A 23,907-nucleotide genomic window follows, 5' to 3' on the forward strand; every position below is an offset into this window, starting at 1 on the left:
CGGTGTTATAAGCGACCATGTGACGATGGCCACAATGAACGACCTTCGAGGCAAAGTCGCCGTCGTCACCGGGGGCGCGGGTGGGATCGGCCGCGCCATGGGCAGGCGGTTCGGCCAGGAAGGCATGAAGGTCGTCCTCGCCGACGTCCTCGCCGAACCGCTCGGCGAAGCAACCCAGGCATTGACCGACGATGGCATCGACGCCATCGGCGTCGTCACCGACGTCACCGACTATTCGTCGGTCGAAGCCCTCGCCAAACAGACGCTCGACCGCTTCGGCGGGGCGCACGTGGTGTGCAACAACGCCGGCACCGGCGCGGTCTCCGAGGGCTACATGTGGGAACACGACCTCGCCGACTGGCGCTGGGGCATCGATGTCAACGTGCTCGGCGTCATCCACGGCATCAAGGCCTTCGTGCCCATCCTGCTGGAACAGGGCGAGGGGCACGTGGTCAACACCTGCTCGGGCAACGGCGGAATCGCGCCGATCGCCAGGGGCGCGATGGGCGGACCCGCCACCGCGGTCTACCCGATGACCAAGGCCGCGGTGCTCTGCCTGACCGAGAGCCTCTACACGCACCTGGAGATGACGGGGACCGGGGTGTGCGCGCACGTGCTGTTTCCCGGCGGCTTTCTGAACACCGGCATTTGGGAGTCCTGGCGCCATCGCCCGGAGCAGTACGCCGCGACCCAGGAACGTCACACCCCCGATCAGACCCTGGCCAAAGTGGTGGACCGGTTCGAATCTGCCGGTGTGCACATCGAATTCACGCCGCTGGAGACGGTCGCCGACCAGGTCATCGAGGGAATCCGGGCCGACAGTTTCTGGATGATGGGCCCGCCCGCGCCGTCCGATCAGGTCGTGGCCAAGAAGGCGGCATCGATCCTGGGTCGTGGCGAGCCCGACTACCTGGTTGACGTCCTCGGCAAGGCCGCCGAGAACGCCTCGGATTCCGAAGGAGGAAAGCGTTGAGCACCAACACCGTTCGGTACGGCCCGCGCCCACCCGAAGCCCGCGTCGACCATGAGATCGACGCCACGAAGGCGCCCATCGCCACCGAAGCCGTCACCGTCACCTACCTCACCGATCCGGACATCGTGGCGGCCGTACTGCCGAAGCCGCTGGAGCCGGCGGCCGAGCCGCTGGTGCGGATTCAGCTTCAGCGGGTGCAGATCGAGGGCAGACCGCCGTTCGGCTCGGCAGTCTTCTCGGTCACCGCCCGCCACGGCGACCTGGCCGGCGATTACCCGCTGTTCATGCCCCAGTCGACCGAGCAGTCGGTCACCGGTGGCCGCGAAACCTTCGGCGAGCCAAAGAAACTAGCCGATATCGCGGTCGACCGTGACGGTGACAGCGTGAGCGCCTCGGTCGCCCGGCTGGGGTATCCGCTCATCACGGTCACCGGCCGCATCAGTGGGCCTGCGGAACTCCCGCCCGACCAGATGAACACCGAGTTCTATTTCAAGTTCCTGCGCGCCCCCGACGGCGGCGGCATCACCGACCCCCACCTGGTCTACGGCGAATACCACCGCCACTACGAGCTGCTCGAAAGTATCGACGGCACCCTCGAACTGGGGGAGTCGCCGCTGGACCCGGTGGCCGATATCGTTGTCCGCGAGATCAAGTCGATCACATGGTGTCGTCGACGTACCGTCCAGGTCGGGCGGATCGCGGAACGGGTGCCGCAGGACTGGCTGTTGCCGTACGTGCACCAGCGCTATGACGACGTGGCCCTGCTCGCAGCCCCGAGGCCCGAGCCGTCACGGGTCTAGCGCATGGACCGCTACACCGTCATCTCGGCGGACTGCCACGCAGGCGCCGACCTGCTCGACTATCGCGAGTATCTCGATCCGGCTTTCCGGGACGAATTCGACAGCTGGGCAGCGACATACGTCAACCCGTTCGCCGACCTCGCCGACGCAGACGCCGAACGCAACTGGGACAGCGACCGTCGCAACGCCGACTTGGATGCCGAGGGCGTCGCGGGAGAGGTCATCTACCCCAACACCATTCCGCCGTTCTTTCCGTCGTCGAGTCTGGCCGCGACCCCGCCGGAGACCGCCAACGAGCTCGAACTGCGCTGCGCCGGACTGCGTGCGCACAACCGCTGGCTGGCCGACTTCTGCTCCCTGTCACCCGAGCGGCGTGCCGGAGTGGGACAGGTCATGCTCCAAGACCTCGACGAAGCCATCGCCGAGATCAAGCGGATCGCGAAACTCGGTCTGCGCGGCGGTGTTCTGCTGCCCGGAATCCCGCCAGGGGCGGCCATCCCGCAGCTCTACGCCGAACACTGGGAGCCCCTGTGGGCGGCGTGCGCCGAGGCGGGCGTCGTGATCAACCACCACGGCGGCAACGCCGGACCGAGCCCGCTCGACGGATGGGGCAGCTCGTTCGCGATATGGGTGTACGAGACGCACTGGTTCGCCCACCGGGCGCTGTGGCACTTGATCTTCAGCGGTGCCCTGGATCGCCATCCGGATCTCACCGTGGTCTTCACCGAACAAGGCGCCGGGTGGATCCCGGCCACCCTCGACTCACTCGACGTCGCTGCGGCCCGCTACGCGCGCGAGGGCTCGGCGATCGCCCGCTTCGCCGGCCCCACCGCCGGATCGCTGAGTCGCAAGCCCAGCGAGTTCTGGGCCCGGCAGTGCTACGTCGGTGCCAGCTTCATGCGGCCCGTCGAGTGCGCCGAGCGTCACGACATCGGCGTCGACCGCATCATGTGGGGAAGCGACTACCCACATCTGGAAGGAACCGGATTCTTCACCCGAGAAGCTTTGCGCTACACCTTCTCCGGCGTGCCACCCGAAGAAGTGGCGGCCATGCTCGGCGGCAACGCGGCAGCCGTCTACGGCTTCGACCTGGCAGCGTTGCAACCCCTGGCCGATCGCATCGGCCCGACGGTGGCCGAAGTCGCCGAGCCGCTGACCGAGGTACCCGCTGGTGCGAGCAGCACCGTCTTCGAGCCCGACCCCATCCGAACCTGGTAAGTGAAAGGCCCGCCGTGACCGACGTAGACCCGTACCTGATCATCTCCGCAGACACCCATGCCGAGCTTCCCACCGAGATGTACCGCGAGTACGTCGATCCCGAATACCGCGAGGATTTCGAGGTCTACCTCGCCGAGAAACTCGCGGCCTCGCAGGCCGGCGGGTTCATCGACGAAGAATTCGCGCAAGCGTGGTTCGCCGAACACGGCGAAGGTATCGCCGGCGGATGGGACGTCAGGCAGCGAGACAAGGAACTCGACGGCGACGGGGTCGCCGGCGAGGTGATCTTTCCCGACGCCGACGCGGTGACGGGCGTCGCGGGCGCTCCGTTCGGCGCCGGCCTTGGCCAGTCGGGCGATATGGATCCGGGCCGTGCGATGGCCGGGGCGCGGGCGCACAACCGGTGGCTGGCCGAACTGTGCAGTCACAGCCCCGAGCGCCGCGCCGGGGTGGCGGTGATCCCGATCCTCGCCGACGTCGACGCCGCGGTCGCCGAGATCAAGCGCTCAGCCGACGCCGGTCTACGCGGCGGCATCCTGATCCCGGTGCTGTGGGGTGACTACCCGCCGTATCACGATCGTCGCTACGACAAGGTCTGGGCCGCTTGTCAAGACCTGAACATGCCGGTACACACGCACGTGGGTCCGGCCCCGAGCGCTGACTACGGACAGCACCTGGGCATCTACACGACCGAGGTGCGCTGGTGGGGTGCCCGGCCACTGTGGTTTGCCTTGTGGGCGGGCGTATTCGAACGGTTCCCGAAGCTGCGCTGGGGAGCCACCGAGTGCGGTGCGTTCTGGGCCAATGATCTGTTGTGGCTGATGGACACTCGGTTCCTGCGTGAGCACTCGGCGAAGAAGATGAGCAAGCTCCTCGAGGGCGACCTGACGATGCCGCCTTCGGAGTACTTCGACCGGAACTGCTTCATCGGGGCCACCACCACCGAGCGCCGGGAACTGGCGCGCCGCTACGAGATCGGGGTGCCGAACATTCTGTGGGGCAACGACTATCCCCACCCGGAAGGTACCTGGCCGAACACCCGTAAGTGGCTCCGCCACACGTTCTGGGACATCCCGATCGACGAGACCCGGCAGATGCTGGGGCTGGCCGCCGCCGAGATCTACAACTTCGACCAGAAAGCTCTCGCGCCGCTCGTCGCCCGCATCGGCCCCACACCCGCGGACCTGGGCCAGGACGACTCGGTCAGCATCCCCAAGTGGGAGGCGGCTCGCCACGCCGGGCGTCATTGGATGACAGAAGCGGAACCGATTCCCGACCTCGTGGAGAACTGAGGATGGAACACGCTGGGCCACTGAGCGGTATCCGCGTTCTGGAGTTGTCGATCGCGTTGACCGGCCCATACATCGGTGCCCTCTTCGCCGATCAGGGTGCCGACGTCGTGAAAGTGGAGCGTCCCGATATCGGCGACATCATGCGGTGGATCGGCCCGAGCGTCAACGGGTTGAGTGCGGTCTTCCGGGTCTGCAACCGCGGCAAGCAGTCGATCGCCGTCGATGTCCGCACCGACGCCGGCCGGGAGATCGCGCTCGAACTGGCTGCGCAGGCCGACGTCGTCATCCAGAATTTCCGTCCCGGCGTGGCACAGCGGCTTGGCCTCGGGTACGACGACGTCGTCGCGATCAACCCCGACGTCGTCTACCTGTCGCTCACCGGATTTGGCGAAGTCGGGCCGTACCGCGACCGCAGCGCCTACGACACGGTGATCCAGGCCTACGGTGGTGTCGCGTCCAGCCAAGCCGCACCGGGTGTCGGGGAGCCGATATTCCTGCAGCAGGTGGTTGCCGACAAGGTCACCGCGCTGTATGCCAGCCAGGCGGTCACCGCTGCCCTGTTGGCGCGTGCCAATGGCCGTGGCGGACAGCATGTTCACGTCTCGATGGTGGACGCTGTCGTGTCGTTTCTGTGGGCCGACGCCACCGGCAACGAGGTACTGCTCGATTGTGATGGTTCACAGCCGTCGAGTTTCACCTCCGGCTTCAAGCCCTTCCGGTTCATCGACGGCTGGGGTGTGGTGACTCCCATCTCGGATTCCGATTTCACCGGAATGTGCCGTGCACTGGAGGCTCCCGGATCGGACGATCCGCGGTTGGCAACCGCCGACCTCCGAAATCAGCACCGGCCGTTGATGGCTGAGGTGATGGCGTCCTGCTATGCGGGCGCCGAGAAACTGACCGTCGAAGAGGCCACGGCGCGCTTCGAGGCCGAGGATGTGCCCTTCGCCATGATCGTGCCGCCCAGCGAACTTCCCGACGACCCGCACGCGATCGAGATGGGGTTGTTCGTGGAAGCCGACGATCCGGTGGTGGGACGCACCCGCATCCCGAGGCATCCCGCTCTGTTCGATTCCACGCCTGCTCAACTGGCCGGGCCCGCGCCGGCTTTGGGTCAGCACACCGCGGACGTGTTAGGTCAGCTGGGGCGTTCGCATCAGGAAGAGGAACTGCGGGAGGCGCGCATCATCGCGGGCTAGTCGCGGCGGCCGTTCAACAGTCCGGCCGAGGCGAATTTCAGTCCGGCTCGCAGCTCGTCGAGGCTGATGGGGTCGTCGGATTCGATGTAGCGCATGGTCGTTGCCACGGCCATGTTGAAGAACAACCACGCCAACGCGCTGGTGCTCAGCTCGTCGCGGTACTGACTTCGGTAGTGGGTCATGTGCAGTCGTGTCATCGCCAGCAGAGTGGCATTGAGTCCGGAGACGTTCTCGAAGGTGCGGACGTGCTCGGGGTGTTCGGCGATGTAGCGGATCAACCGGCGGTTCGCGATGGTGAAGTCGATGAGCATGTCGATCGACGACTCCATCGCGGACTCTGGGCGCTCCAACGTGTTGGCCCGCAGCATCTCCTCGATCGCCGGCGCCTGCTCGGCAGCCAGCAGTTCGATCGCGGCGTTGATCATCTGGTCTTTGTTCGCGAAGTATTGATAGATCGACCCCTTGCTGATGCCGGCTTTGTCCGCGATCAGGTTCGTGGTGATCTCCTCTGGCGCGTGCTTGCGCAGCAATGACGCCGTCGTTGAGACAATTTTTGCGACCATCTCGCGGGAGCGTTCCTGCTGTGGCGCCTTCCGGCGCTCTGACCTGGGCTTAGCAGTACTCACGACTAGCTCCTGACGCGACTTGAATGCGACCTGACAGTCAGGTTAGCGTCTGGCCAGTCGATAGGGAGGGTCACACATGACCGCCACACCGGATGTCGATATCCGACCATTCACCGAAGACACTGGACCGATCGAACTCGTTCCGCCGGATTCGCTGACCGCCGAGCACACCGGACACTGGACGTTTCTCATCCTCGAGGGCGCGGCGTTCATGATGCAGGCCATGCACCCGGTCATCGCGGAGGTCACCGGCAGGTACTCCGCGGCGTTCCACGGCGACCCGGGTGGCCGTGCGATTCGCTCTGTCGACTCCGTCCTGCGCTGGACGTACGGCGGCGCCGAAGCCGCCGCCGAGGGCGATCGCGTGCGTGACCTCCACAAGCCGATCACGATGAAAAGCGCCGAAACCGGCAGGCAGATCAGCGCTTTGAATCCGGAGGCCTATCAATGGGTCATCGCCACCGGCTACATCGTCAACGCTCGAGCGGGACGGCTGATGATCGGCCGTGAGTTCACCGACGCCGAAAAGGACGAGCTGCTTCGTGACAATCGCCGGTTGGCTCGACTGCTCCACGTACCGATGCGCGGTTACCCCGAGACTCAGCAGGAGATGGCCGATTACTACGAGGCGATGATCGACACCCTGCAGGGCACACCGCAGGCGCTGTCGTTGATCCACGATCTGCAGACCGGCAAGGTCGAGGTGCCACCGTCCACGCCCAGGCCGGTGGCGTCCTTGATCGGGACCGCGTTCAAGCCCGCCCTTCGGTTGAACTATCTGTCGATCGTCGGACTGCTGGATCCACGGCTTCGGGACAAGCTCGGTGTCACCTGGAGCGCGGCGGAGGACCGTCAGCTCACCCGCCGGTACGCGGCGATCCGGACCGCGTATCGCGTGCTCCCCGAGCGGCTGACCTACTTCCCGCTGGCCTATCACGCGCGTAAGCACCACAAGTGCCTGGAGAAGATGAAGCAGCGTCAGCAGAAGTCGTTCGCCTACAACCTGCCGAAGTAGGCGATGGCTGTCGAATCGGATTCTGCGCCACCACGGTTCCGCGTCGTCCTGGCCGTCAAGTTGTCGGATTTTCTAATTCCGATTAGCCGTTGATTGTCGGCTGCCTAGACTCCGCTAGTGTCGTGCGTCATTAATTAGTTTACAGTATGGGATGATGGTGTATGCCGTCATCCGCACTGGAGATCAGTCCTGAAGATCGTGTGACGTTGGAGTCGTGGACTCGATCCTCGACGGTGTCTGCCGGCCATGTCGAGCGGGCGCGGATCGTACTGGCTGTGGCCGATGGCGCCGGTACTTCGGGTGCGGCACGGCAGGTAGGTGTGTCGCGGCCGACGGTGATCAAGTGGCGGGATCGGTTCGCCGCGTTCGGTATTGACGGACTTGCAGACGAGGCGCGCAGCGGGCGGCCCAAGACCGTCGATGACGCGGCGATCCTGGCGGCCACGCTGGAGCCACCACCGGAATCGTTGGCGGTCACGCACTGGTCGAGTCGGCTGCTGGGCCGCCACCTCGGTGTCGGGGATGCCACGGTGGCCCGGGCGTGGCGACGCTACGGGATCAGGCCCTGGCGCCGCGAGACGTTCAAGTTTTCCACCGATCCTGAATTGGAGGCCAAAGTTCGTGACGTGATCGGCTTGTATCTGAACCCGCCCGAGAAGGCGATCGTGTTGTGCGTGGACGAAAAGTCCCAGATTCAGGCCCTCAATCGGACCCAGCCGATCCTGCCGATGCGCCCGGGCCTGCCGGAGAAGGCCACCCATGACTATCAGCGCAACGGCACCGCCACCTTGTTCGCCGCGTTGGAGATCGCGACCGGAAAGGTGACCGACCGCTGCTATGAGCGGCACGGCAAGGCTGAGTTCTTGGACTTCCTCAAAGCGGTCGCACGGGCGTACCCACGACGGCGGTTGCATGTGGTGTGCGACAACTACCACACCCACAAGCACGTTGACATCAACGCGTGGTTGGCCAAGAATCCGCGGGTGACACTGCATTTCACCCCGACCTCGGGGTCATGGCTGAACCTGGTCGAGGTGTTCTTCTCGATCATCACCCGCCAGGCCATCCGCCGCGGTTCATTCAACAGCGTCAAAGAACTCATCACAGCCATCGGTGCATTCATCGACGGCTGGAACCAACGCTGCCACCCGTTCGTGTGGACCAAGACCGCAGACGAAATCCTGCCTCACACCCGTAAACCAAATTCAGACGCGCGACACTAGTGCCGATTCGATCCCAGCTCGAGTTTGTCAAAACGTTCGCTCCGACGATGCTTGCCGCTTTGTCCGCTGACACGGCGCACATGATCGCCCGGCGGGTCCGCCGCACACCGATTCCCGCCGGTGTCGCGATCACCGATTTCGACCCGCTCGATCGGGAGATGGCCGCCGATCCCTACCGCTATTACCGGGCGCTCCTGGCCGGACCACCGGTTCACTTCAACCAAAGTCGCGACATCTACATCCTCAGCCGCTACGAGGACGTGCGGGCCGGGGCCCGGGCTTCTGAGATCTTGTCCAGCGCCGACGGCATCGCCCACAGCCGGATGCGCGCGGACAACCTTCTGACGGTGGATCCGCCCGGGCATACCGCGATGCGCAAGCGGGCCCAGCCTGCGTTCACCCGCGGAGCGTTGCAGTCCTGGCAAGCGGTGATCGAGAGGTTGTGCCAGGAGCACACGGCTGCTCTCTTCAGCGGTCAATCGGTGGACGTCGTCAAGACGCTCGCTGAGCCGTTGCCCACGGCAATCATTGCCCACCTGCTCGGCATTGCCGATGACGATTTGGCCGCGTTCAAAGAATGGTCCAACGAAACCGTTCGGTTGGCGTCAGCGAATGTGTCGCTGTCCGGGTTACGGCAGGCCGGGGCCGGCATGCGCGCGGTCGGACGCTTTCACGAGTATTTCAGCCGAAAGCTCAAGCGCGGTGAGTTGCTCAACGAGGACACGGTTTTGGGAAGACTGGTGGCCAACTCCCACGTCGGCCAGCTCAGTAGCGACGAGCTGTTCTTCTTCTGCATGCTGTTGTTGCTTGCCGGCAACGAGACCACCACCAACATGCTGGGCACCCTGTTTCTCACGCTCTCGGCCAATCCCGACCAACTGCGACTGCTGCAGGCTCAGCCCGAACTCGTTCCCAGCGCCATCGAGGAGCAGCTGCGCTTTTACTCACCGATCCAAGGTCTGTACCGCACCGCGCGCTCCGACTACGACGTGGGCAATGCGACGATCCCCGCTGGGTCGCGGGTGTTGCTGCTGTGGGGGGCAGCCAACCGCGACCCGCGCCAGTTCGACGATCCTGATCAGTTCCGCGTCGACCGCAACCCCACCGGACACCTGGCGTTCGGGTCTGGCGTCCACCTCTGCCTGGGTGCTCACCTGGCCCGGTTGGAGGGCCACACGGTGCTTCGGGAAATCGTCGATCACGTCGATGGCATTGAGATTCTCGGCGAACCTCGCTGGCGGACGAACCCGACGCTTCGAGGACTCGAAAAGCTGAACGTCCGATTGACGCGCCGCCACACAGCCGCCCAGACGGCGTCGTTGGCGGACGCTCCGGTATGAGCATCGTGGCAAGCCGGTAACAGCAGTGAGATGCTCCGCTTCGGGGGAGAATCCGTTGGTATGTCTCCCTCGACACCCGTGGCCGATGCCGCACTGGCAGTGGCCACCCGGTTCTACACGCCGGCGTTGTTCAACCACTGCGCGCGTTCGTATCTGTGGGGCGTGAATTACGCTGCCGCACAGGGTATTATCTACGACGACGAGCTCTACTTCGTCTCGGCGATGCTGCACGACATTGCGCTGACCGATCCGTTCGACAGCCACCGGGTGGACTTCGAAGAAGCTGGCGGTGACCTGGCCTGGGTGTTCGGGGTGGCCGCCGGGTGGCCGACGGAACGGGCGGCGCGGGCCGAGGAGATCATCGTGCTGCACATGCGCGATGACGTCCCCGCCGGCGTCGATCCCGAGTCGCATCTCCTACAGGTAGCCACCGCTTGGGACGTCGCCGGACGACGACCGGAGGCGTTCTCGTCGGAGGCCCGCGCGGAGGTGCTCGCCAGTTATCCCCGGCTGGGATTCGGCGAAGAATTCTTGGCCTGCTTCGAAGATCAAGCGCGGCGCAAGCCGAAAGGAACTGCGGCAGCCGCCGTCGCGAGCGGCGGTGCCGCACGAATTTGGGCGAACCCGCTTGACGGGTAGGAATACGCGACGACAGTCCGCCCGTTGGAGACAACGTGACTGAGCGAATCATCGAACTTCTACAGCGAAACCTTCAAGAAGTATTCGGCGAAGGTGACGCAACACGGCGGCGTGCAGCCATCGAGGAGTTCTACACCGACGACTGTGTCGTGCACACCCCCGACGGAGTGTTGGTCGGCCGCGACGCCGTCGATAACTTCGCCGGTGAATTGCGCGCGACCCATCCGGATTTCGTCTACACAGACCGGGGCGAGCCCGCGGTTCTCCACGATGCCGGGCTTCTGGCGTGGGGCTCAGGCCCGAAGGGCGAAGCGGCGGCGTACACCGGACTGGACCTCATCCATGTCCGCGACGACAAGATTGCCGTCCTGTACGTCTTTCTCAATCCCCAATTGTCCTAGGGTCGCGAGTATTGCCGTCAGCGCGTCGGAGTCGCTCGCTCCGACGGCAGGTTGTCCTGGCTGACTGCCCATGAGGCGAGCAGCTTGAGCCCGTCGGCGGTGGGGGTGCCCGCGGCGGCGGTATAGATGTTGAGCTGTAGGCCGGGCTCGGACGGCAATTCCATGGCCTCGAAGTCCAGGTCCAGTTGTCCGACCACCGGGTGGCGCAGCCGCTTGCGGCCCGACCGGTGGAACCGGACGTCCTGTGATGCCCAATGTTGGCGGAAAAGCTCACTGCGCGTGGATAGTTCGCCCACCAGGGAGATGAGGTCCTCGTCGTGCGGATTGCGGCCTGCTTCCATGCGCAGCATCGCTGCCGCATCGCGAACAACCTGGTCGTAGTCGACGAAGAATTCTCGGGCTGCGGGATTGAGGTAGACGAAACGGGTGGTGTTGGCCGGTCGGCGCGGATGGGCCAGCACGGGGGCGTACAGCGCGCGGGCCAACTGATTCATCGCGAGCACGTCGTGACGGCCATTGCGAATCCACGCGGGCGCGTCGGTGATGGCATCGAGGACCTGCTGCAGTACGGGACGCACGGTCGCGGCCACCTTGGGTTTGCGCCGCCGGCCTGTCGGACCGGATTCGCGAGCGAGCGCGAACAGGTGTTCGCGTTCGGCATCGTCAAGTTGCAATGCCGAGGCCAACGAATCGAGAACAGTGTCCGATGCCCCGGACAGATTGCCGCGCTCCATCCGGATGTAGTAGTCGATCGAGATCCCGGCGAGCAGTGCGACCTCCTCGCGCCGCAACCCTTTGACCCGGCGGTTCCCGCCGTAGGCCGGCAATCCGGCCTGCTCGGGGCTGATGCGGGCACGACGCGAGCTCAAGAACTCGCGCACCTCGCGGCGCATGTCGATCGTGCCCATCGCTTCACGGTAGATCCGTTCGGCCGCGACTGGGGGGCACTGCCGATACCCCGAACGGCCGACCCTGCCCGGAGCACAGGCAGGCGACCTAGGGTCGAAACCATGCGAGCAACCGTCATGTACGAAGCTGGCGACGTGCGCGTCGAGAACGTGCCTGACCCCGTCCTCAAGGATCCCACCGATGCGATCGTGCGAATCACCCGTGCGTGCATCTGCGGCAGCGATTTATGGCCGTATGCGTCCATGCCGCACAAAGACGGCGGACGCCGGATGGGTCATGAGTTCATCGGCATCGTGGAGGACGTCGGCGCCGACGTTCTTGGCTTGAAGCGCGGGGATCTGGTTGTCGCTCCGTTCGTCTGGGCGGACAACACCTGCGACTTCTGTCTGGAAGGCCTGCAGACGTCCTGCCGCCACGGCGGGGGGTGGGGTGCGCGCGGCGTCGATGCCGGTCAGGGCGAAGCCGTCCGAGTGCCGCAGGCGCAGGGCACGCTGGTGAAGCTTCCGGTCGCGGCGGATTCGGCGCTGATGCCGTCGCTATTGACGTTGTCCGACGTATTGTGCACCGGGCACCACGGCGCGGTGACCGCTCGGGTACGGCCGGGGTCGTCGGTCACCGTCATCGGTGACGGCGCGGTCGGGTTGTGCGCAGTGCTGGCCGCCAAGCGCCTTGGCGCCGAGCGGATCATCCTCAACGGTCGCCACACGGACCGCACCGACCTGGGGCGTGACTTCGGCGCAACCGATGTCGTGGCCGAGCGTGGTGACGAAGCCGTGGCGAAGATCCGCGAACTCACCGGTGGGGACGGAACACACGCCGTCATCGAATGCGTCGGCACCGAGCAATCGCTTGTCAGCGCTGTGGGCGCTGTCCGCGACGGCGGATTTGTCAGCAGGCTTGGAGTATCTCAATATCGGCAAGTGCCAATGGGATTCGACACGATGATGCGTAACATCACCCTCACCGGCGGAGCCGCGCCTGCACGCGCCTACATCGAGGAGCTCATGCCCGACATCCTCGACGGCGCCATCGAACCCGGCCGGGTCTTCGACCGCGTCATCAGCCTTGACCAGACACCTGACGGCTACCGCGCGATGGCCGACCGCCGAGCGCTGAAAGTCCTTATCCAGCCCTAGAATCAGGAGTACTCGACCATGAAGCACGTTCATCTACGCGGCCTGGACGTCGCCCGTATCGGCCTCGGCGCGATGGGCATGTCGTTTGCGTTTACCGGCGCAGGTAGCGACGACGCCGAGTCGATCCGCACGATTCACCGCGCGATCGAACTCGGAGTGACGCTGATCGACACCGCAGAGATCTACGGTCCCTACGTCAATGAAGACCTCGTCGGGCGCGCGCTCAAGGGCCGGCGCGACGACGTCGTACTGGCCACCAAGTTCGGCATGATCTCTCACGCCGGGGCGGGCCAGGGCCACCTCGACAGCAGTCCGGCCAATATCCGTACGGCCGTTGAGGGTTCGTTGCAGCGGCTCGGCACCGACCGGATCGATCTGTACTACCAGCACCGGGTCGATCCGAATACGCCCATCGAAGACACCATCGGCGAACTCGCCGATCTGGTGGCCGAGGGCAAGATCCGGCACATCGGGCTCTCTGAAGCCGGAACCGCAACGATCCGGCGCGCCAACGCCGTTCACCCGATCACTGCGCTGCAGTCGGAGTATTCGCTGTGGACCCGCGACCCTGAGCCGGAAATTCTGCCGCTGCTGCGTGAGCTCGGCATCGGCTTCGTGCCCTACTCGCCGCTCGGGAAGGGCTTCCTGACTGGAACGATCCGCTCGACCGACCAATTCGACAAGACCGACTTCCGCGCCACCAACCCGCGATTCACCGGCGAGAACTTCCAGCGCAATCTGGCCATCGCTGATGAGGTGGCGGCGATCGCCGCCGAGGTCGGCGCCACACCGGCGCAGGTCGCGATCGCCTGGCTGCTCACCAAGGGTGACGACATCGCGCCGATCCCGGGCACCAAACGCGTTGCGCGGCTGGAAGAGAACGTCGGCGCAGATTCCGTCGAGCTGACCGCCGACCAGGTCGCGAAGCTCGACGGCCTCACCCCTGCTTCGGGCGACCATCACACCGAGGCACAGATGGAGATGATCGGGCGCTAGCCTGCGCCCGCCGACGACCACACCCCTGAACGAGTAGTCGACTACGCGTTTCTGGCCGATTGTCATCGGCCGGGGACGTAATGATGGTGACACCGCCGACAATTTGCTACCGTCGCGCGAAGCGTTCATTCAGTCAGCGCAAAGGCTTGTGATAGCGGCCTGGCACGGTGCTAGACCATGCGAAACGGGGGTTTCGGTGTCGATTTCCAAAAGTGGCCTACGCGTCGGTGCGGCAGCATTTCTGCTCGGGTTGGGGCTGGCCGGCCCGCAGGCGCTCGGGCTTGCGAACGCCGACGGCGCTGCCTCCGATGGCGGTTCCGCGTCAGCCGGCCCCGCCAGAGCGAACAGCGGTGTGGCCGGGCATGCGCGGCGGTCCACGACTGCCTCTCGTGCCGCCGGGGTGAAGCACAAGGTTGTGCCGGCGGCGAAGCCGCCTGCGGCGACGATGGCCGCCGGGACATCCAAGCCGATTACCAAGGCGGTTGACACGGTCAGCGGGACGGCCACACCGAACAAGACCGTTGGCGCGAATGGGAATTCCATTCAAGATTTCTTCGGTGGCATCGGCTTGCTGATACGGCGTTCGTTCTTCAACGAGGCGCCGCGGGTCAAGCCGGTCCAGATCAGCGGACAGACCATCGGCGTGGTCACCGGAACGATCGCTGCGGTCGATCCCGAGGGGGACCCGATCACCTACAGCCTGCAATCGGGACCGACATACGGCTCCGTGGTGCTAGGACCGGGTGGCACCTACACCTACACTCCCGGCGCCGGCTTCGACGGCACCGACTCGTTCATCGTTGCGGCAAAGGATGTCGGATTCCACATCAATCTTCTTAATTGGTTCCGACCCCTGAGCACCCGAGCGGTGGCTCAGGTCGAACAGAATTTCACGCCCCCGCCGAAGTGCACGACCACGTGTGTGACCTTCACGTTCACCTACGGTACGGGCGCGGACTGGTGGACGCCCGAGGCTCGCGCCGCACTGCAATCGGCGGCAGACACCTTGTCGTCCTACCTGGTGGTCACCTCGCCGGTCAATGTCGCGTACAACGTGGCGGCCGACGACCAAACGGTCGAGGTGGGTGGTGACGGCGGTTCAGCGCTGGCCACCGGCACAAGCTCGTTCTATGCCGGAACTGAGCTGTTCGACGACACGGTCGTCCAACACAAGATCATCACCGGCGTCGATCTGAACGGCCAAGTCGCCGACGGTGATATCTGGTTTTCTCCCACAGCCCCGTGGTCCTTCGGCGGCGAGGTCGCCTACGATCAATTCGACTTCGAGTCGGTGGCCATGCACGAAATGTTGCACACCCTGGGATTCATTTCTTCGGTCCGAAAACCAGGGTCGAATCCCGCTTACGGCGTTACGCGCTCGGTATACGACGGTTTCATCGTCACCAAAACCGGCGTGCACCCGATCTCCGACGACGGTGTGTGGAACTACGACTACGACTACTACCTGACCGGCGACGGCTGGATCAACCCTGGCGTCGAATACGACGATGGCGGCCTCTACTTCGGCGGGGCGAACGCCGTCGCGGCGTACGGCGCGTTGGTGCCGCTCTATACACCAGGTGCGTTCTCGGCAAGCTCGCTCTCACACCTGCAGAATCCTGACCGGGCCCAATTCACCGGCCATGGAGCTTATCTCATGGGTAATGCCGCGCAGTGGGGCTTGGTCGACAGGATCAGCCCCGTCGAGCTCGCGATCCTGGCCGACCTCGGTTACACAGTGGTTCCCGGCTACAGCGTCGTGGTGCTGTAGGCCGCTCAAACAAGCGTCGCTGGAGGCAGTTTCGACGTCACGATGTCGGCGGCACCGGTATAGAGCAGTCCGGCCAAGTACATCGCGAGGTCCTCGGTCACCTTGTCCAGGGGCTCGTCGAGATACTTGTTGATCGCCTTGGCGAAGGGGATGTAGCCGATGGCATCCCCGCCGAGGTCGACGATTTCGTCATAGATCTGGGCCTTGTTGTGTGTGGCGACCGCATATACCAGCTGAGCAAGATCGACCGCGGTGCTCACCGCGGCCAGCACATCGTTGACCACCGGAATCCACCCGAAGGCGAGATTGACGTTCTCCCAAGCCTTCTCCCAGAACGGATCGTTACCGCTCTTGTACTCCCATTCATCGTGGGAGTAGGTGGTGACGGGAACTTCCCTGCTCAAGCCGCTCAGGTTGCCCGCCGCATCCTCGGCTATCACCAGATAGCGATAGGTCGTGTCAGCGTCCAATTCGTCATCGACATAGGTCGCTTTCCCGGTGCCGTCATACGACAGGGTTGTGATCTGGATGTCGTCACGGAAGATGTCGTATTGAACAATTCCTACGTTGTCGGTACCACCGATTACGGTGAGAATGACGGAGTGGTCGGTGACGCCTGATGTCCTGATCACGGGCGCCGTGGGGGGAGTTACGTCTCCGGTCGGAGGCGGAGGTGGTACCGGGAGGAAACTCTCCGGCAGCGTCGTCAGCGAGTCCGGGATCGCGTTGTCCCGGAACATCATGACGTAGGTTTGATATTGGATCGCGGTCGTGCTGTACCCCAGTACGATGGGACCGTAGTCCTGCGCGTGCGGTGCGATGTCCCCGATTTGCATTGGCTTGGCCGCGATCGCGGTGCAGGAGTCGTAACTGCACCCCATCACTCCATCGTCATTGGTGTCTTGGGTGACGAACACCACCGTGTACGGCGTGACGTCGGAACACGAACCCCCGCATTGAAAGTCGGCAAATGTGCCGATGTGATCGAGCTTCGTTCCGGCGTAGGCCTGGTAGTCATAGTCGAACGTCGTGTCGGACCATTCGTAAGAGTCGACGAACGCCGGATTGCCACCCCAGAGGAAGTGGAGAACCTGACCGTCGGCCCCCACCAGATCGTTATAGGACGGCGGGTTCAGTGCGTCAGCGGGGGTCGCTGCCGCAGCCGTAAGGTCGGACGGTGAGCTGGGGCTCACTTTGACGCCGAATTCCTTTCGCGCCCAGGCGAGCACGCTGAGGAGAATGGGGTTGTCGCGGGGAGCGGCCGGTACTCGTGGCGCATGCGTTGCTGTCGACTTCGTCCGCCGTGTGGAGGCCAGGCCAGATGGAGGCGTCGACGTGCCGGTCGCCGTGACTGCTGCGGTTGCTTTCGAACTCGCTTTAAGCCGTGTGGCTTTTGTTCCCGTGCGGTGGCCGACCTTCTTGTCGGCGGCTTTGTGACCCGCCGGTGGGCCGCTGATGGAGGACTCCGGATCAGCATTGGCAACCCCTGGTGTGTTAGCTAGAAGCAGCCCGACGCCGAGCGCTACGGCCAGCCCTCCAATTCGTCCGATGTACCGGCTGTGACCATTTCCAAGTGAAATTGCGCCTCGTGCCATGCCCGCCCCCGTCGGTATCACAAATGACATCTGTGGATGCTAGGTCGTTGCCAGCGATGTCCTAGCTAGTTCGTAGCGAGAACGCTAACTCACTCCAGGAGCTGGCGACCTCAAACAACAGCCAAACGAGTAGAGGTTTCGTCAATTACAAGTAGTCTCGCTGGGCGTACCACCGGGATCATCGGTTCGATGACACGTCCGACGACTACCACGCCGCGCCATGGCCGGCCGCGAAGCGATGAAGGTGCTGATTCAGCTACGAGAGTTGCTTACCTGTCGACTCATCTCGGCCGCTGGGTGGCACGCGATCAAGATCGCCCAGCTTGTGCTGTGTGACCGTTGCTGCCATCGGTTGCCGCCGGGACTTGTCCTGAAGTCGAACGGTTTGGACGCACTGGTCGCGAGCAATCGGGTCTCGTCCCGTGACTTCACCGGCGGGTGGCTTCGGTGCGGGCGGCGGATCGGCGACTTTTGATGCTTTGCTGCATCGGCCTGTCGAGTTCCTTGTTGTTGCTGTCACGTGATTTGCGCGAAAAGCGAGTAGTCGACTACGTGCTCCACCAGCTACGTCGTCACGTTAGTCTCTGCATTTGACGCTGGCGATAACTTTGCCGACGTCCCATGGGATATGGCAGACGGGGGTTTCGGTGTCAATTGTCAGTTGTGGGGTGCGCGTGGGGGCGGCCGCTTTCTTGTTGGGGCTGGGGTTAGCAGGTCCGCAGATGCTTGGTGTCGCCAGCGCTGATAGCGATGGGCATGCGGGTTCGGCAATTTCGGCCAAATCCGCCGGCGCTGCTGGGCCCGCTAAACATTCGGCGGCTGCAGCGACCGGCCGCAAAGCCACGGCGAGTGCACGGCCCCCTGTGGCGAAGCGTTCGGCCATCGCCGTTCAGACTCGGCGAGCTGCCGCTACCGTCGAGAGTGCGCCCTCTGCGGTTGTTCGCAGGGCGGTTGGCGCCCGGCCCACGTCACCACTGAAGACAACGGCAAATGCGACGGGAAACCCGATCCTGGATTTCTTCGACGGGATTGGGTTGGCGATCCGCCGCAGCCTTTTCAACCAGGCACCAAAAATCAAACCGGTCCAGATCAGCGGGCAGACGATCGGGGTGATCACGGGCACGATCGACGCGGTGGACCCGGAGGGTGATCCGATCGAATACACCGTGCAACGCGCTCCAGCCTTCGGCATGCTCGTGTTCAGACCGGACGGAACCTATACCTATACTCCGGGTGCCGGATTCGATGGAACCGACGAATTCGTTGTGACGGCACGAGATACCGGCATCCATATCAACCTTCTCAGTAACCCGTTGACGTGGTTCAGCGGGCGGAGCACCCGCGCGGTGGCTCACGTCGAGCAGGATTTCACCCCGCCGCCGCGCTGCACGACCACATGCGTAACGTTCACCTTCAACTATGGCGAGGGTGCGGATTGGTGGACGCCCGAGGCCCGTGCCGCGCTACAGGCGGCGGCGGACGCCGTGTCGTCGTATTTGGTGGTCACCACGGCGGTCAACATCAACTACGACGTCAGCGCGAGTGGGGAGGTGGTTGATCCGAATGAATTTGGATCAGCGCTCGCCACGGGCATCAGCACCTACGTCCCCGGGAGTGGCGTGTTTCACGACACAGTGGTGGCGCACAAGATTCAAACGGGCGTCGATCTCAACGGTGAATCAGCGGACGGACAGCTCTGGTTTCGAACCTCGGAGCCATGGTCTTTCGGCGGCATCCTCGCCAGTGACCAATTCGACTTCCAATCCGTGGCATTGCACGAATTGGGCCATACCTTGGGCTTTATCTCTTCGGTGCAGGCGCCAGGTTCCAACCCGAATTACGGGGTAACGCGCACCGTGTACGACAGCTTCATGGTCACCAGCACCGGTGCGCACCCGATTTCCGCAGACGGTTGGTGGAATCCCCGCTACGACTGGAGCGAGACCGGGAGCTTCGGCATGGACGAGACCGGGGCCTACGTCGAAGGTGGCCTGTACTTCGGCGGAGCCAACGCAGTCATCGCCTACGGCGGATTGGTTCCGCTCCATACCCCGGGGGAATTCGAACCGGGTACTTCGCTATCGCACCTCGCGTTTCCTGATGGGTCGAGCATATTCGGAGGCAGCGATGCGCAGCTCATCATGGCCGCCTCGTCGGTGTACGGAAAGACCCAGCGGCTCAGCGCCGTTGAGCTCGGGATCCTCGAAGACCTCGGCTACACAGTGCTCTCCGGTTACGCCGACATCGTGCTCTAGACTGAGTTCGAATCGCTTGTGCTGCAGCGACCTATCCGCTTGGGTCGGATGCCAGTTCGACAGACGAAGTTGTCTCGGCCGGGACACCACGATTCTGGACGCCCCGTCGACGATCAGCAGATCCAGCAGATGTTCCTGACGGGCAGACCTGGTACATCGGCGCACCCGCGCACATAGGGCAGTAGATCGGGCGCGCGAAGGTTGCCACATCGGGTCGGCGAGCGCAGTAAAGTGCTGCTCGTGGTCAGTGTGTTCGCCGGCGCCCGAGGTCGCTGGCTTGCGGTGGCGGCATCGGTCGCCGTCGCTACGGCCATGTTCTACGCCCAGAGCACCGAGAAGCACGCCGGCGTTGCCGCGCCTGCGGTTTCCCCCGTAGGCCAGACCGCGGCGATACCCGAAGCCGGCCGCGTCGCGCAGCCGACCGAAGCCGAATTGCTGGCCGCGAGTGCACCCGTCTCCGCAGCCGATTTCCAGCTCGCACTGCCGCGTGGCCTCGCGCCCGAGCAGGGTTTGCAGGTCCACACGATCTGGGCCGCCCGGGCCATCAGCGTCATGTTCCTCGAGATCAAGACGATCGGCGGCTACCGCCAAGACCCGTTGCCGTGGCATCCCAACGGCCTGGCGATCGACGTGATGATCCCGAACTATCACACGCCGGAGGGCATCGAGCTCGGTAATCAGATCGCCGGATTCGCGCTGGCCAACGCGAAGCGATGGGGAGTGCTGCACGTGATCTGGCGCCAAGGCTTCTACCCGGGCATCGGAGCACCGAGCTGGACCGCGGACTACGGCAACGAAACCGCCAACCACTACGACCACGTCCACATCGCCACCGACGGCGGCGGATATCCGACCGGGCGGGAAACGTACTTCCTCGGATCGATGCGCTCAGAGCCCGCCTAACTAGGATGAACCACGTGCTGCGGACTCTGGGTGCCCGCCTGGCGGTGTTGGTGGTTGTCGGCTTGGTATCGCTCACCGCGCTGACGGCCTGTGGCGGATCTCCGATGCGGCCCTCGACGGCCCCTCCGGTCGACTCCAAAGAGGCCGCCGGAGCGCCCCTGCCCCAGGATGCGCCGGGGGCGCCGCCGGTGGTACAGCGTGATGTGGTCAAGACGGCGGCGATGACGATCTCGGTGGCCCAGCCGGCCGAGGCCGCCGACAAGGCCGCCGTGCTCGTCGCGAACGTGAACGGGCGCGTCGACAACCGCTCGGAGGATGCGGGATCGGGCACCGGGCGAGCGCGTTCGTCGGTGGTCCTGCGGGTTCCCGCCGCCAAACTCGACGACGTGCTGGCCGAACTCAAGGCGTTGGGCACCGTCGAACACGTCGAGATCACCTCCGACGACGTCACGGCGCAGCGCGTCGACCTCGACGCCCGGATCAAGGCACTGCAGACGTCGGTGGACCGGCTGCTGGGCATCATGCGCGACGCCAAGGACCCCGACGCACTGATCAAGGCCGAGGGTGCGCTCTCGGAGCGCCAGGCCGAACTCGACAGCCTTCGCGCCCAGCGCGAGGCGCTCGGTGACCAGATCGACTACAGCACCGTCAACGTCACCTTCCTCGCCGAGAAGATCGGTGGTCCCGCGCCCACCGAGTACCGCGGTTTCTTCGGGCAGATCGAACGCGGTTGGGACGGCTTGGTTTCCGTGGTCGGCAACCTGGTGCTGTTGTTCGGCCTGATGCTTCCCTGGTTGGCGGTGCTGGCTGTGATCGGTGCGATCGGCTACGGCGTGTTCCGGCTCGCCAGCGCCCGTAAGCCCCAGCCCCAGCCGCAGATCCCGCCGCCCGCCCCGGCAGACAATCCCGCCGAGGACGAAGTCTCACCCAGCTGAGATGGCCACCCGATACGATCGGCCGTGGCGGCGACCCGGCGTCGCTGCGTATGCGCACAGGAGGATCCGGTCGTTCCGGCAGCCCCCGATCACCGTGGTTCCGGCGCCCGCCGACCTGATCAAAGACCATGACGTCGCGGTACCGATGCGCGACGGAGTCACGTTGCGCGTCAACGTCTATCGCCCGCCGGGTACGGGCCCGTTCCCGGTGCTCATGTCGGTACATCCCTACGGCAAGGACAAGTTGCCGCGGCGCACCCGGCGAGGCTGGAAGTTGAGCTTCCAGTTCCGGATCATGAATCAGCCGCAGCCCTTCCGGATCTCGAGCGAAACCGGTTGGGAGGCACCCGATCCGGTTCAATGGGTGGCACGTGGCTATGTGGTGATCAACGCCGACGCGCGCGGAGCCGGCGCCTCCGACGGGGTTGGGTCGCTGCTGTCTGACAACGAGGCCCGCGACGTGTACGACCTGGTCGAATGGGCCGGAACTCAACCCTGGTCCAACGGCCGGGTCGGGCTGCTCGGGGTCTCCTACCTGGCGATCTCGCAGTACAAGGCGGCGGCGCTGCGCCCGCCGCACCTCGCGGCGATCTGCCCCTGGGAAGGGTTCACCGACGCCTACCGCGACTTCATGACACCTGGCGGCATACCCGAGCGTGGCTTCTCGGTGATCTGGACGGCGATCACCCGCCGCAATGCCCGCCTATCCGTCAACCTGGGGGCGCAACGGCAGCAGCATCCGCTGCACGACGCCTGGTGGCAATCCATCACCCCCGACCTGGCTCGCATCGAGGTGCCGATCCTGGCCTGCGCCAGCTTCTCTGACCACAACCTGCACAGCCAGGGCTCATGGCGGCTGATCGAGGCGGCGGGCTCCGCCGAGTGCAGCGCCTACACCCACCGCGGCGGGAAATGGGCCGTCTTCTACGGCGACGATGCGCAGCGCGTCCAGACCGCGTTCTTCGACCGTCACCTACGCGGTCTCGATACGGCGGCACCGCCGCGGGTCCGGCTGGAGGTGCGGGAAAGCCGCGACAAGGTGGTGGCCGTGCGAGACGAACGGGAATGGCCGCTGGCCCGCACCCGGTGGACGCCGCTGCATCTTGGCGACGACGGCACCTTGAACACTTCCGAGCCGACCACGGCGGGCACCGCGGGATTCCGGCTGCGCCGCCAGGGGATTGGGTTCTCGTACCGCTTCGACCGCGACACCGAGCTGACCGGTCCGATGAGCTTGCGGTTGCAGATCGCATTGGACGACGCCGACGACGCGAATCTGTTTGTCGGCGTGGAGAAGTGGAGCGGTGGGCACTATGTGCCATTCGAGGGTTCGTACGGCTACGGCCGGGACCGGATCGCCGACGGGCGGCTGCGGCTGGCGCTGCGGGACTCGCTGGACGCCGCGCGGCCGGTACGACCGGGCCAGGTCGTGGACGCCGACATCGAACTCAGCGCGTCGGCGACACTGTTTCGCGCGGGCGACGAGTTGCGGCTGCTCATCGCGGGCCGCTACCTCGAACCGTTCAACCCACTCTTCGGGCACATGCCGGCGCGCTACGCACCGAGCCGCCGGGGACGCGCCGTCGTGCACTGGGGTCCGGGCGCCTCGACGCTCACGATCCCGGTGATCCCTGGATGACAACACCGCCGGCTCGGCGTTGGGTCGATCAGGTACCCACAACGATCTCTGGAGGTTCTCATGCGAATCGCGGTAGCCGGCGCGACCGGAAACATCGGTGCTCGTACGGCCGCGGCCCTCGAACGCGCCGGGAACGACGTCGTGCGGATCAGTCGCTCATTGGGCGTTGACCTGCTCAGCGGCGAGGGGTTGGATGCGGCGTTGGAGGGTGTCGATGCGGTGGTCGACGCCATCAGCGCACCGCCCGTGGGCCCCGACGAGACCCGTGAGTATTTCGCAACGACGACGACAAACTTGCTCGCAGCCGAGCACCGTGCCGGCGTGCGCCACCACGTGCTGCTTTCGATCGTCGGCCTGAACAGAACCACCGGTGGTACCGCCCACTACGAGGGCAAACGGGCGCAGGAACGGCTGATCGAGGCGGGGCAGGTGCCGTGGACGATCGTCCCGGCCACCCAGTTCCACGACTTCGCCGCGATGGCGGCCAGCTGGACCGAACAGGACGGCGTTGCTCTCATCGCCCCACTGCTCGTGCAACCGATCGCGCCGGACGATATCGCGGCGGTACTCGCCGAGATCGCCGTCGGGGAGCCGCGGGGCCGCTACGTCGATGTGGCCGGTCCGGAGACCCAGGATCTGGTCGATATGGCGCGGCGCACGCACGCCGTCCTGGGTCACTCGGTGAAGCTGGTGCCGACGTGGTCGGGTCCGTTGGGACCGGAGTTGGCGGGCAATGTGCTGCTTCCTGGCGACGGCGCACGAATCGCCGCGACAACATTCGAACAATGGCTGGCGGCCGGCGCGCGCTGAGGTCGTCGGGCGTCTGACGACCGGAAGAGGCCCATCCCGCGCCGGGATGGGCCTCTTCTGATGTTTGCTCTTACTTCAGGCGGTGCGACGAATTCCGCGCTTGAGGGTTGCGTCCAGCAGAGTGGTGTACGAGTCGGACCTGATCAGCGGTACCGGCGTGTCGTAGCCGGATGAATGAAGGTCATCGCGTGATTCTTCGAGAGACCCGCGAAAGTCACTCGAGCAAAGGAAT

The 23,907-nt window shown here is 64.8% G+C and carries 21 protein-coding genes; 18 read left to right on the forward strand and 3 right to left on the reverse strand.

The window, feature by feature from the left end; genetic code table 11:
* Positions 1-34 precede the first annotated feature (34 nt).
* Genes HPC46_RS10500 through HPC46_RS10520 form a run of 5 tightly spaced genes read left to right on the forward strand, consistent with a single transcriptional unit; the run spans position 35 to position 5,482 of the window.
* On the forward strand, positions 35-973 hold the full coding sequence (locus tag HPC46_RS10500; RefSeq protein WP_218893971.1) for an SDR family NAD(P)-dependent oxidoreductase: 939 nt from the start codon (positions 35-37) through the stop codon (positions 971-973).
* Positions 970-1,773 carry an acetoacetate decarboxylase family protein gene (locus HPC46_RS10505; protein ID WP_179469441.1) on the forward strand — a complete coding sequence of 268 codons (804 nt, stop codon included), beginning with the start codon at positions 970-972 and terminating at the stop codon, positions 1,771-1,773. The genes HPC46_RS10500 and HPC46_RS10505 overlap by 4 nt, the downstream gene beginning before the upstream one ends.
* A 3-nt stretch (positions 1,774-1,776) precedes the next feature.
* Positions 1,777-2,991: an amidohydrolase family protein gene (locus HPC46_RS10510; RefSeq protein ID WP_179469443.1), complete on the forward strand. Its 1,215-nt coding sequence runs from the start codon at positions 1,777-1,779 to the stop codon at positions 2,989-2,991.
* 14 nt (positions 2,992-3,005) lie between these two features.
* The gene (locus HPC46_RS10515) at positions 3,006-4,283 is read left to right on the forward strand and encodes an amidohydrolase family protein (RefSeq protein WP_179469445.1); all 1,278 of its coding nucleotides are present in this window, start codon (positions 3,006-3,008) and stop codon (positions 4,281-4,283) included.
* A gap of 2 nt (positions 4,284-4,285) precedes the next feature.
* Positions 4,286-5,482, forward strand: a complete 1,197-nt coding sequence (locus HPC46_RS10520) for a CaiB/BaiF CoA transferase family protein (RefSeq protein ID WP_179469447.1) — start codon at positions 4,286-4,288, stop codon at positions 5,480-5,482.
* On the opposite strand, the gene HPC46_RS10525 is transcribed toward HPC46_RS10520, so the two are convergent.
* Positions 5,479-6,045: a TetR/AcrR family transcriptional regulator gene (locus HPC46_RS10525; RefSeq protein WP_179469518.1), complete on the reverse strand. Its 567-nt coding sequence runs from the start codon at positions 6,043-6,045 to the stop codon at positions 5,479-5,481. The two genes, HPC46_RS10520 and HPC46_RS10525, sit on opposite strands and share 4 nt — an antisense overlap.
* A 139-nt stretch (positions 6,046-6,184) precedes the next feature.
* Here HPC46_RS10525 and HPC46_RS10530 point away from each other — a divergent pair, with 139 nt between their 5' ends.
* The 5 genes from HPC46_RS10530 to HPC46_RS10550 all read left to right on the forward strand — a co-directional run bounded on the left by HPC46_RS10530 (position 6,185) and on the right by HPC46_RS10550 (position 10,726).
* Positions 6,185-7,123 (forward strand): oxygenase MpaB family protein, encoded by a 939-nt coding sequence (locus HPC46_RS10530; protein WP_179469449.1) that lies wholly within the window; start codon positions 6,185-6,187, stop codon positions 7,121-7,123.
* Between the two features lie 161 nt (positions 7,124-7,284).
* A complete protein-coding gene (locus HPC46_RS10535) occupies positions 7,285-8,346 on the forward strand; it encodes an IS630 family transposase (RefSeq protein WP_179469451.1) in 1,062 nt (353 codons plus the stop codon).
* A gap of 59 nt (positions 8,347-8,405) precedes the next feature.
* The gene (locus tag HPC46_RS10540; protein ID WP_233716344.1) at positions 8,406-9,686 is read left to right on the forward strand and encodes a cytochrome P450; all 1,281 of its coding nucleotides are present in this window, start codon (positions 8,406-8,408) and stop codon (positions 9,684-9,686) included.
* Positions 9,687-9,746: 60 nt separating this feature from the next.
* Positions 9,747-10,325, forward strand: coding sequence for an HD domain-containing protein (locus HPC46_RS10545; RefSeq protein WP_179469453.1), 579 nt, complete (start codon positions 9,747-9,749; stop codon positions 10,323-10,325).
* A 35-nt stretch (positions 10,326-10,360) separates the two neighbouring features.
* Positions 10,361-10,726: a nuclear transport factor 2 family protein gene (locus tag HPC46_RS10550; protein WP_179469455.1), complete on the forward strand. Its 366-nt coding sequence runs from the start codon at positions 10,361-10,363 to the stop codon at positions 10,724-10,726.
* A gap of 17 nt (positions 10,727-10,743) precedes the next feature.
* Here the strand turns inward: HPC46_RS10550 and HPC46_RS10555 are convergent, their stop codons facing one another.
* Positions 10,744-11,634, reverse strand: a complete 891-nt coding sequence (locus HPC46_RS10555; protein ID WP_179469457.1) for a helix-turn-helix transcriptional regulator — start codon at positions 11,632-11,634, stop codon at positions 10,744-10,746.
* Between the two features lie 102 nt (positions 11,635-11,736).
* Here HPC46_RS10555 and HPC46_RS10560 point away from each other — a divergent pair, with 102 nt between their 5' ends.
* The 3 genes from HPC46_RS10560 to HPC46_RS10570 all read left to right on the forward strand — a co-directional run bounded on the left by HPC46_RS10560 (position 11,737) and on the right by HPC46_RS10570 (position 15,538).
* Positions 11,737-12,771 (forward strand): zinc-binding dehydrogenase, encoded by a 1,035-nt coding sequence (locus HPC46_RS10560; RefSeq protein WP_179469459.1) that lies wholly within the window; start codon positions 11,737-11,739, stop codon positions 12,769-12,771.
* 18 nt (positions 12,772-12,789) lie between these two features.
* Positions 12,790-13,767, forward strand: a complete 978-nt coding sequence (locus HPC46_RS10565) for an aldo/keto reductase (RefSeq protein ID WP_179469461.1) — start codon at positions 12,790-12,792, stop codon at positions 13,765-13,767.
* A gap of 196 nt (positions 13,768-13,963) precedes the next feature.
* Positions 13,964-15,538: an Ig-like domain-containing protein gene (locus tag HPC46_RS10570; RefSeq protein ID WP_179469463.1), complete on the forward strand. Its 1,575-nt coding sequence runs from the start codon at positions 13,964-13,966 to the stop codon at positions 15,536-15,538.
* A gap of 5 nt (positions 15,539-15,543) precedes the next feature.
* Here HPC46_RS10570 and HPC46_RS10575 read toward each other — a convergent pair whose 3' ends face one another.
* A complete protein-coding gene (locus tag HPC46_RS10575) occupies positions 15,544-16,767 on the reverse strand; it encodes a hypothetical protein (RefSeq protein WP_179469465.1) in 1,224 nt (407 codons plus the stop codon).
* A 1,013-nt stretch (positions 16,768-17,780) separates the two neighbouring features.
* Here HPC46_RS10575 and HPC46_RS10580 point away from each other — a divergent pair.
* The 5 genes from HPC46_RS10580 to HPC46_RS10600 all read left to right on the forward strand — a co-directional run bounded on the left by HPC46_RS10580 (position 17,781) and on the right by HPC46_RS10600 (position 23,675).
* Positions 17,781-19,388: an Ig-like domain-containing protein gene (locus HPC46_RS10580; RefSeq protein WP_179469467.1), complete on the forward strand. Its 1,608-nt coding sequence runs from the start codon at positions 17,781-17,783 to the stop codon at positions 19,386-19,388.
* 234 nt (positions 19,389-19,622) lie between these two features.
* Positions 19,623-20,291 (forward strand): VldE C-terminal domain-containing protein, encoded by a 669-nt coding sequence (locus tag HPC46_RS10585; protein WP_218894001.1) that lies wholly within the window; start codon positions 19,623-19,625, stop codon positions 20,289-20,291.
* Between the two features lie 104 nt (positions 20,292-20,395).
* Positions 20,396-21,226, forward strand: coding sequence for a DUF4349 domain-containing protein (locus HPC46_RS10590; RefSeq protein WP_179469522.1), 831 nt, complete (start codon positions 20,396-20,398; stop codon positions 21,224-21,226).
* Between the two features lies 1 nt (position 21,227).
* Positions 21,228-22,865, forward strand: coding sequence for a CocE/NonD family hydrolase (locus HPC46_RS10595; protein ID WP_179469471.1), 1,638 nt, complete (start codon positions 21,228-21,230; stop codon positions 22,863-22,865).
* A 60-nt stretch (positions 22,866-22,925) separates the two neighbouring features.
* Entirely contained in the window at positions 22,926-23,675 is a 750-nt protein-coding gene (locus HPC46_RS10600; protein WP_179469473.1) for an SDR family oxidoreductase, read from the forward strand.
* Positions 23,676-23,907 lie beyond the last annotated feature (232 nt).

Source organism: Mycolicibacterium vinylchloridicum, assembly GCF_013404075.1.
Taxonomy (GTDB): domain Bacteria; phylum Actinomycetota; class Actinomycetes; order Mycobacteriales; family Mycobacteriaceae; genus Mycobacterium; species Mycobacterium vinylchloridicum.

What these genes read in the sequence shown, in the direction of transcription:
- HPC46_RS10565 (WP_179469461.1), top strand. Translation starts at nt 12,790, where the DNA reads ATGAAGCACGTTCATCTACGCGGCCTGGACGTCGCCCGTATCGGCCTC.
- HPC46_RS10535 (WP_179469451.1), top strand. Translation starts at nt 7,285, where the DNA reads ATGCCGTCATCCGCACTGGAGATCAGTCCTGAAGATCGTGTGACGTTG.
- HPC46_RS10595 (WP_179469471.1), top strand. Translation starts at nt 21,228, where the DNA reads ATGGCCACCCGATACGATCGGCCGTGGCGGCGACCCGGCGTCGCTGCG.
- HPC46_RS10520 (WP_179469447.1), top strand. Translation starts at nt 4,286, where the DNA reads ATGGAACACGCTGGGCCACTGAGCGGTATCCGCGTTCTGGAGTTGTCG.
- HPC46_RS10555 (WP_179469457.1), bottom strand. Translation starts at nt 11,634, where the DNA reads ATGGGCACGATCGACATGCGCCGCGAGGTGCGCGAGTTCTTGAGCTCG.
- HPC46_RS10560 (WP_179469459.1), top strand. Translation starts at nt 11,737, where the DNA reads ATGCGAGCAACCGTCATGTACGAAGCTGGCGACGTGCGCGTCGAGAAC.
- HPC46_RS10500 (WP_218893971.1), top strand. Translation starts at nt 35, where the DNA reads ATGAACGACCTTCGAGGCAAAGTCGCCGTCGTCACCGGGGGCGCGGGT.
- HPC46_RS10510 (WP_179469443.1), top strand. Translation starts at nt 1,777, where the DNA reads ATGGACCGCTACACCGTCATCTCGGCGGACTGCCACGCAGGCGCCGAC.
- HPC46_RS10545 (WP_179469453.1), top strand. Translation starts at nt 9,747, where the DNA reads ATGTCTCCCTCGACACCCGTGGCCGATGCCGCACTGGCAGTGGCCACC.
- HPC46_RS10530 (WP_179469449.1), top strand. Translation starts at nt 6,185, where the DNA reads ATGACCGCCACACCGGATGTCGATATCCGACCATTCACCGAAGACACT.
- HPC46_RS10525 (WP_179469518.1), bottom strand. Translation starts at nt 6,045, where the DNA reads ATGGTCGCAAAAATTGTCTCAACGACGGCGTCATTGCTGCGCAAGCAC.
- HPC46_RS10590 (WP_179469522.1), top strand. Translation starts at nt 20,396, where the DNA reads ATGCGGCCCTCGACGGCCCCTCCGGTCGACTCCAAAGAGGCCGCCGGA.
- HPC46_RS10600 (WP_179469473.1), top strand. Translation starts at nt 22,926, where the DNA reads ATGCGAATCGCGGTAGCCGGCGCGACCGGAAACATCGGTGCTCGTACG.